At 67.6% G+C, this 8288-nt stretch carries 8 protein-coding genes; 5 read left to right on the plus strand and 3 right to left on the minus strand.

The genetic code is table 11. The features are described from left to right. The first annotated feature begins 67 nt into the window (after positions 1-67). Together ASF57_RS06960 and ASF57_RS06965 are read left to right on the plus strand one after the other, a co-directional pair. Complete coding sequence (locus ASF57_RS06960) at positions 68-1312, plus strand: cysteine desulfurase (RefSeq protein WP_056481379.1); 1245 nt, start codon at positions 68-70, stop codon at positions 1310-1312. Positions 1313-1368: 56 nt separating this feature from the next. Next, positions 1369-1749 (plus strand): SUF system Fe-S cluster assembly protein, encoded by a 381-nt coding sequence (locus tag ASF57_RS06965; protein ID WP_055954150.1) that lies wholly within the window; start codon positions 1369-1371, stop codon positions 1747-1749. 11 nt (positions 1750-1760) lie between these two features. Here the strand turns inward: ASF57_RS06965 and ASF57_RS06970 are convergent, their stop codons facing one another. After that, positions 1761-2357, minus strand: a complete 597-nt coding sequence (locus ASF57_RS06970) for a Uma2 family endonuclease (RefSeq protein WP_056481382.1) — start codon at positions 2355-2357, stop codon at positions 1761-1763. Between the two features lie 177 nt (positions 2358-2534). Between ASF57_RS06970 and ASF57_RS06975 the strand changes: the two genes are divergently transcribed. Continuing rightward, positions 2535-2912: an iron-sulfur cluster assembly accessory protein gene (locus tag ASF57_RS06975; protein WP_056481384.1), complete on the plus strand. Its 378-nt coding sequence runs from the start codon at positions 2535-2537 to the stop codon at positions 2910-2912. Between the two features lie 61 nt (positions 2913-2973). On the opposite strand, the gene ASF57_RS06980 is transcribed toward ASF57_RS06975, so the two are convergent. Together ASF57_RS06980 and ASF57_RS06985 are read right to left on the minus strand one after the other, a co-directional pair. After that, the gene (locus tag ASF57_RS06980) at positions 2974-4056 is read right to left on the minus strand and encodes a GGDEF domain-containing protein (protein ID WP_056481387.1); all 1083 of its coding nucleotides are present in this window, start codon (positions 4054-4056) and stop codon (positions 2974-2976) included. 176 nt (positions 4057-4232) lie between these two features. Continuing rightward, positions 4233-5840, minus strand: a complete 1608-nt coding sequence (locus ASF57_RS06985) for a DEAD/DEAH box helicase (RefSeq protein WP_056481390.1) — start codon at positions 5838-5840, stop codon at positions 4233-4235. Between the two features lie 353 nt (positions 5841-6193). Between ASF57_RS06985 and ASF57_RS06990 the strand changes: the two genes are divergently transcribed. Together ASF57_RS06990 and ASF57_RS26360 are read left to right on the plus strand one after the other, a co-directional pair. Continuing rightward, the gene (locus ASF57_RS06990) at positions 6194-6931 is read left to right on the plus strand and encodes an aspartate/glutamate racemase family protein (RefSeq protein ID WP_056186956.1); all 738 of its coding nucleotides are present in this window, start codon (positions 6194-6196) and stop codon (positions 6929-6931) included. Positions 6932-7506: 575 nt separating this feature from the next. Further along, positions 7507-8288: hypothetical protein (locus ASF57_RS26360; RefSeq protein ID WP_200935830.1), on the plus strand; the 782-nt coding region annotated here is incomplete at its 3' end.

The following is an 8288-nucleotide window of genomic DNA, read 5'->3' on the forward strand; positions in this document are numbered from 1 at the left end:
TCGCACCCCGCAACGCCCCTCTCCCGCAGGGAGAGGGGCGCGCGTCCGACACCACACAGGTCCCCGCATGAACGCACCCGTCCCGAATATTCCCTACGACGTCGAGGCGATCCGGGCGCAGTTCCCGATCCTCGGCGAGAAGGTCTATGGCCGGCCGCTGGTCTATCTCGACAATGCGGCCTCGGCGCAGAAGCCGCGCGCGGTCATCGACGCGATGGTGGCCTGCATGGAGACGGGTTACGCCAACGTCCATCGCGGCCTGCACTTCATGGCGAATGCCGCCACGGAGGGCTTCGAGGGCGCGCGCGAGACCACCCGGCAGTTCCTGAACGCCGAGTCCACCGACGAGATCATCTTCACCCGCAACGCCACCGAGGCCTACAACCTCGTGGCTTCGTCGATGGGCCTGCTCGGCCAGATCGGGGAGGGCGACGAGATCATCCTGTCGATCATGGAGCACCATTCCAACATCGTGCCCTGGCACTTCCTGCGGGAACGGCGCGGCGCGGTGATCAAGTGGGCGCCGGTGGACGATTCCGGCAACTTCCTCATCGAGGACTTCGAAAAGCTCTTCACGCCGCGCACCAGGATGGTGGCGATCACCCATATGTCGAACGTGCTCGGCACGGTGACCCCGGCGGCCGAGATCGTGCGCATCGCCCACGCGCACGGCGTGCCCGTGCTCCTCGACGGGGCCCAGAGCGCCGTGCACATGCCGATCGACGTGAAGGCGCTGGATTGCGACTTCTTCGTCTTCACCGGCCACAAGGTCTACGGCCCCACCGGCATCGGCGTCCTCTACGGCAAGAAGGAGTGGCTGGAGCGGCTTCCGCCCTATCAAGGGGGCGGCGAGATGATCCGCACGGTCTCCCAGGACAGCATCACCTACAACGACCCGCCGCACCGATTCGAGGCGGGTACGCCAGCCATCATCGAGGCGGTCGGCCTCGGGGCCGCGCTGGAGTTCATGATGCAGGTCGGCCGCGACCGCATCGCGGCGCACGAAGCCTCGCTGCTGGCCTATGCCCAGGAGCGTCTCGGCGCCATGAATTCCCTGCGGATGATCGGCACGGCCGAGGGCAAGGGTGGCGTCATCGCCTTCGAGATGAAAGGGGCGCACGCCCATGACATCGCCACGGTGATCGATCGCTACGGTGTCGCGATCCGGGCGGGGACGCATTGCGCGATGCCGCTGCTGACCCGCTTCGGCGCCACCTCGAGCTGTCGCGCCTCCTTCGGCCTGTATAACACCACCCAGGAGGTGGACGCCCTGGCCGAGGCGCTGGCCAAAGCCGAGATGATGTTCGCCTGACCGATTCTGGAGCGGCCCGGCCGCTCCCCGCCATCGCGAGACCAGGACAGAGACCCATGAGCGATTCAGCCATCACCGGGGGGGCCAACACCCCCACCATCGCGAGCGACTCGGCGATCCCGCCGGAGGAGCTCGATCGCCTCACCGATGATATCGTGGTCGCCCTGAAGAGCGTCTACGATCCGGAGATCCCGGCGGACATTTACGAGCTCGGCCTGATCTACAAGGTGGACATCGCCGACGACCGCAAGGTCGCCATCGACATGACCCTGACGGCCCCCGGCTGTCCCGTGGCCGGCGAGATGCCGGGCTGGGTCGAGACCGCCGTGGCCGCCGTGCCGGGCGTCCAGTCCTGTGCCGTCACCATGGTGTTCGATCCGCCGTGGGACCAGAGCCGCATGTCGGACGAGGCCCGCGTCGCCCTCGATATGTGGTAGCGGACGCGCGGTCAGCCCTCGCTGGCGAGATCCCGGCGCGGCGGGAAAACGGCGCCATCGTAGATGTCCGCCATCGCCAGCGTCGCGCCGATGGCGGCCATGTCGATGACAGCGTCAAGGCCCTCGAAGGTCTCGATCTCCCAGCCATCTCCGACGCGCCGGTACAGCAGAGCCTGCGGCTTCAGCGTCTCCACGAGAAGGATGTAAGCCAAGGTCGGGTGACGCTTGTACTCCTCCACCTTGCGAGTCTGGTCGATCGTGGTGGTCGAGGGCGACGCGACCTCCACGACGAGCTTGGGTTCGCGTGCCTCGTAGGTATCCGGCACCAGGGGGGCGCACTCGACCATCACGTCGGGCCGACGCAAGCCCCGGATGCTGGTCCGGATCGAGATATCGGCCGTCGTCGGGCGGCAAGATTTCCCGCGCAGTTGCATTCCCAAACTGACGATGATGTTCACCGTCGCGCGATCGTGCTGCATACTTGCCCCGGTCATCATCCGGTGCCGCGGCACCGGGTGACCATCGACGAGTTCGTAGAGTTCGTCCTGATCGCGCTGCCAGATGAAAAAGTCTTCGGGCGTCATGGTGAGGCGTACGGCATCGGCCATGGTGATCCCTCCGTCCAGCCACCCTATCATGCAACATCGATCCGATGCGCATCAGGCCAGCGCGCTTCAATCCATCTGCGCACGATGGATAGACCCCGGCCTCCGCAATCCCTATCTTAACCGGGTTCCACCACCCTCACCCGCCCGGGCCTTGAACCCGGCTGTCGGAGAGACATCATGGCATCGAAGTTCAAGGTCCTGTCGCTGACTGACGCGGCAGCCGATCGGATCAAGGCGATCATTGCGGATGCGGACCAGCCCATCGCGGGTGTCCGGGTCGGTGTGAAGAACGGCGGCTGCGCCGGCATGTCCTACACCATGGAATATGCCGAGGCGCAAAAGCCCGGCGAGGACAAAGTCGAGGACCGCGGCGTCACCGTCTTCGTCGATCCTAAGGCGCTGCTGTTCCTGCTCGGTACGCAGATGGACTTCCAGACCAGCAAGCTCGCGTCGCAATTCGTGTTCAACAACCCGAACCAGACCTCGGCTTGCGGCTGCGGCGAGTCCGTGGCGATCACGCCGGTGAATCCCGAGGCCGTGCTGGCAAGCGCCTGAGCGCGTCGAGCCCGGTCCGTCACTCCGGGACCATCAGGCCGGAACCATCAGGCCGGAACCATCAGGCAACGTTCGGCAGGTTCCGGTCTAAGACGGCGTCGGCCGGAATCCCGTCGGCGTCGTCCACCGTGCGGTTTCGACCGTCGCGCTTGGCCCTGAACATGCACTGGTCGGCACGCTCCAGGAACGACACCGCCGTATCGCCCGGCTGGTGCACCGCCAAGCCGAGGGAAATCGTGATCTTGCCGAGCGACTCGCCGGTCGAGCGCTTCACCAGTTCGCGTGCCATCACGCTGGTGCGAACCGTCTCGGCGATGGCATAGGCCGCCGCCCGCCCGGTATCCGGCAGCAGCATGGCGAATTCCTCGCCGCCGAAGCGGGCCAGGATCGCCCCGGCCTTGACGTGCTCGCGCATGACCAGGGCCACGAGGCGCAGGACCTGATCGCCCGTGATGTGACCGTAGACGTCGTTGAAGCGCTTGAACGAATCGACGTCGATGACGATCAGGCAGGCCGGCGTGGCCGCCGAGGCGCCTCGGACCAGTTGGCCCAGGCTGTCCTCGAAGTGCTTCCGGTTCGACAGTCCGGTGAGCGGATCGGTCAGGCTCTCCAGGCGCGTCGCCTCCAGGGTCTCGCGAAGGGCCTCGATCTCGCGCCGGCTCTCGCGCATCCGGGCCTCGAGGGTGCGGTTGTTGGCGGTCACCTCGCGGGTCGTCGCCACCAGAGCGGCGACGACTTCGCGCACGCTGCTGGTCTGGTTCGACGGCATGCCGTCGAGATCCTGCGTCAGGGTCCGCAGGGAAGCCGCATATTGCGCCGAGGACCCGAGCGAGAGGTCCAACACCTCCATCACGCCGGCAATTTCCGAGAGCACGCTGCTGCTGGCCCGCTCGGTGGCGGCCGAGAGGCGTGCCGGATCGAGATAGCTCGCGTAGAGGCTCTCGATGTCCTGGCCGGTCAGGCACCCGGACGCGCCCGTGAGGCGTTTCAAGGCATCGTTCATGTGCGGATACGTGCCGGCGACGTAGGCGTACCAGACGGCATAGGAATGCGGCGTCGCCGAGGGACCGTAATCCCGCATCAACGCGTTGGCGCGCTCGGCCAGCGCAAAGCTCCGTTCGCGGTCGCCGTGTATCCCGTCCATGATCCGCCCAACTGTCCCGCCCCCCGGTCGTCTCACAGGGTGGCGCATCTCCGCGTTTTGATCGTTTTACGGAAATGTTCGTGCAGAGGCCGTTAAGGGCTCGGACGAAAGGCCATTTCGGCTCCCGAGAACGGTTGGCGTACCGATCTCGTCGCGCTCCATTCTCTCTCGACGGGTTATTTGGACGGCTTGACCACCGCCGGACGCAGGAGAAACGCCGGCACGTGCGAGCCGAGACCGATCGGGGTATCGCCGTCCTCCTCGTCGCCGCGACGGCGGGCCTGCGGGCGTCGATCGTCACGCGAACGCTCGGCCGTCCGCTCGCGGCGGGGCGACCGTGGCGGCGTCTGCTGTGGCGCAGGGGCGGCGGCCACCACGTCCCGCTCGGCCTCCGCCGCGGGTGCGGCGCGCTCGGGCGCGGCGCGGCGCGGCGCGGCCCTGCGGCCGCCCGCCTCGGCACGGCCCTCCCGCTTCGGCGGCCGGCTCTCCGCCTTGCCCTCGGCAGGCGCACGGCCTTCCTGATTACGAGCTTCCGGATTACGAGCTTCCGGATTGCGGCCTTCGCCACCGCGGACCCGCCGGCCCGTGCCGGTCTTGCCGCGATAGCGGGTGCGCGTCGACTCGCCCTCCTCGGACGGTACCGATACGGGAACCGAAGCGAGGTCGCCCTCCGCCCAGGGAATCGGCTGCCCGATCAGCGCCTCGATGGCGTGGAGCGAGCGCTCGTCGGCCCGGCTCACCAGGGTGAAGGCGTGCCCGGCGCGACCCGCGCGCCCGGTCCGGCCGATGCGGTGCACGTAGTCTTCCGGGTGATGCGGGACGTCGAAGTTGAAGACGTGGCTCACGGCCGGGATGTCGAGGCCGCGCGCCGCCACGTCGCTCGCCACCAGCAGCGGCACCTCGCCGGAGCGGAAGCCGTCGAGGGCGATGGTGCGGGCGCGCTGGTCCATGTCGCCGTGCAGGGCCGCCACGTTGAAACCGTGGCTGGCCAGCGACTTCTGCAGCAGTGCCACGTCGCGCTTGCGATTGCAGAAAATGATGCCGTTGTTCAGGTCCGCCTCGCCGCGGATGAGGCGGCGCAGCAGGTCGCGTTTCTCGTGGCCTTCGGAACTCGTCGCCACGAGCTTCTGCACGATGGTCGAGGCGGTGGAGGCGGGACGCGCCACCTCGATCCGCTGCGGCGTGTGCAGGAACATGTCGGCCAGCCGCTCGATCTCCGGCGGCATGGTGGCGGAGAAGAACAGGGTCTGGCGGGTGAAGGGCACCATCTTCACGATGCGCTCGATGTCCGGGATGAAGCCCATGTCGAGCATGCGGTCCGCCTCGTCGATGACGAGCAGCTCGACGCCGGTGAGCAGCAGCTTCCCGCGCTCGAAATGGTCGAGCAGCCGGCCCGGCGTCGCGATCAGCACGTCGGTGCCGCGCATCAGCTTGGCATCCTGCTCGGCGAAGGAGACGCCGCCGATGATCAGCGCCACGTTGAGCTTGTGGTTGATGCCGTAGCGGTCGAAGTTCTCCACCACCTGGGCGGCGAGCTCGCGGGTCGGCTCCAGGATCAACGTGCGCGGCATGCGCGCCCGGGCGCGGCCGTTCTCGAGCAGCGTCAGCATCGGCAGCGTGAAAGCCGCCGTCTTGCCGGTGCCGGTCTGGGCGATGCCCAGAACGTCGCGGCGTGCGAGCACGTGAGGGATGGCCTGGGCCTGGATCGGCGTCGGCTCGGAATAACCGGCCGCCGTGACGGCCTGGAGGACCTTGTCGCTCAATCCGAGGTCGGCAAAAGACATATTCTATGAGAACCGTTGCGCGCGGGAATGGACCAACCGGCGCGGAGGACATCGACACGGCGACGGCTGGCTCAAGGGCGGCTTCGACACACGACCCGCCGCGCACACGCGTTGCGGGGACACTTAGGGCCTTGCACGGCCTTGTCAATCGAGAGCCCCCGTCCGCACAGGCTTATCCGCAACGCGGTGCGCGAATCGGGCTCGCCCCTTGGCCGCATCCTTGGCCGCTCCCCCTTGGCCGGCCCCTTGCGTCGAGGCGGACGCCCGAGACCCGGCCTGCGCCGGTCCGTCCCACCTCCCACGCGACCGCCACCTGAGACGCAGCATCCCCCTTACCGAAGGTCCGACCGGTCTTGCGCATCCTCCTGATCAATCCGAACACCACCCCGGCGGTCACGGACCTCGTGGCGCGGCACGTGCGCACCATCGCGGGGGCGGCGGCCACCATCATTCCCGTCACGGGGCGATTCGGCGCCCGTTACATCGCGAGCCGCGCGGCCTCGGCCATCGCGGCCCATGCCGCCCTCGACGCCCTCGCCGAGCACGTCGCAGGCTGCGATGCCGTCTATCTCGCCTGCTTCGGCGATCCGGGTCTTGCCGCCCTGCGCGAGGTCTCGCCCGTGCCGGTGATCGGCATGGCGGAGGCGGCCTGCCTGGCCGCCAGCGCCGGAAGCCGGCGCTTCGCCATTGTCACCGGCGGGGTCCTGTGGGGGCCGATGCTGACGGAGTTCGTCACCGGCATCGGCCTCCGCGACCACCTGACCGGCGTGCGCACCGTTGCTCCCACCGGGGGTGAGATCGCGGCAGACCCGGAGGCGGCCCTCGGTGCGCTCGCGGCGGCCTGCACCGCCTGCGCCACGCAGGATGGGGCGGAAGCGGTCATCCTGGGCGGCGCGGCCCTGGCCGGGCTGGCCGCCCGCATCCAGCCGGACGTGCCGGTGCCCGTGCTGTGCTCGGTGGAGGCCGGGACCCGCGCCGTTCTGATCGCAGGCACGGCTCCCGAGACCCACGGTGGCACAGGGGAGGTCCCGACGCCGCTCGCGACCCTCGGCCTCGCCCCCGCCCTATCGGCGCTGCTCGGGCGCATCTGAACTCCGCCGCCTCATCTCGGTCCCTCGTTGGCTTGGGCCGCAGCCATCACAAACGCGTCAGCCGCGGCCCCTGCGAACCGAGCGACAGCGCGGTCGAGACGCGATCCAGAAGGCCGCCCAACCGCGAAGAAAGGTCCGCCCGCGACCACGTTCCCACAGGCGAGTTCTTTCCCCGAGCGAGTTCGTTCGGAATACACGCCAGCGAATTCCCGGATGACCGAACCTCGTCGCCGGCGACGATCTGCGGCAATATGGGTCCCTTCAAGCCCCAAACAGGCATTAAAACGCAAAAATCCCCTTTGCGAGGCAGGATCGTGCCGATAATTCAGATCTGAAGAAAGTCTTTCTCGGCCCCTTGAATCCAGCAATTGATGCACAGGGGCGAGTTCCTGTGTTGAGCTGGATGTGCGTGATGGCACGATCGCGAGAAGGCAAAAATGACGGCCCACTAACCTTTACCCTTCTTTGACATCTGCGCTCCTAAGAGATGACCTTGTTGCAGGAAAGCGACAGACCTCGCATCGGCCAGGGACTACAAGCGCGCCGGCTCTCGCCAATCAGGACCAGGTAAAACAATGAAAAGACTGCTTCTCGCCTCCACTGTGCTCGCCGGCCTGACTGCCGTCGCTTCGGCCGCGGATCTTCCGCGCCGCGCGGCTCCCCCGGTGTTCGTGCCGGTGCCGGTGTTCACCTGGACCGGCTTCTACGCTGGTTTCAACGCCGGTTACGGCTTCGACGCCTCCAGCCGCGACACCAACGTCTACAACAACGTGTTCCCGAACCTCGTGCGTGGYCCGAACGGCCTCGYCGGCGCCGGTGGCCCGTCGCAGGTCGCCTACTCGAACAACTCCAACGAGGGTTTCACGGGCGGCGGTCAGATCGGCTACAACTACCAGTTCACCCCGGGTTCGGGCGTGGTCGTCGGTATCGAAGCTGACGCCCAGTACGTCGACTTCGGCCGCCCCGCGCGCCGCGCGGCTCCCCCGGTGTTCGTGCCGGTGCCGGTGTTCACCTGGACCGGCTTCTACGCTGGTTTCAACGCCGGTTACGGCTTCGACGCCTCCAGCCGCGACACCAACGTCTACAACAACGTGTTCCCGAACCTCGTGCGTGGCCCGAACGGCCTCGCCGGCGCCGGTGGCCCGTCGCAGGTCGCCTACTCGAACAACTCCAACGAGGGTTTCACGGGCGGCGGTCAGATCGGCTACAACTACCAGTTCACCCCGGGTTCGGGCGTGGTCGTCGGTATCGAAGCTGACGCCCAGTACGTCGACTTCGGCCGTAGCCGGAACAACTTCGTCCTGACCCCCGGCTTCGCTCCGATCGCCGGCGTCACCTTCGTCGATCCGCGCGGCAC

Origin of the sequence: Methylobacterium sp. Leaf117 (assembly GCF_001422985.1) — a bacterium.
In the GTDB taxonomy this organism is placed as follows: domain Bacteria; phylum Pseudomonadota; class Alphaproteobacteria; order Rhizobiales; family Beijerinckiaceae; genus Methylobacterium.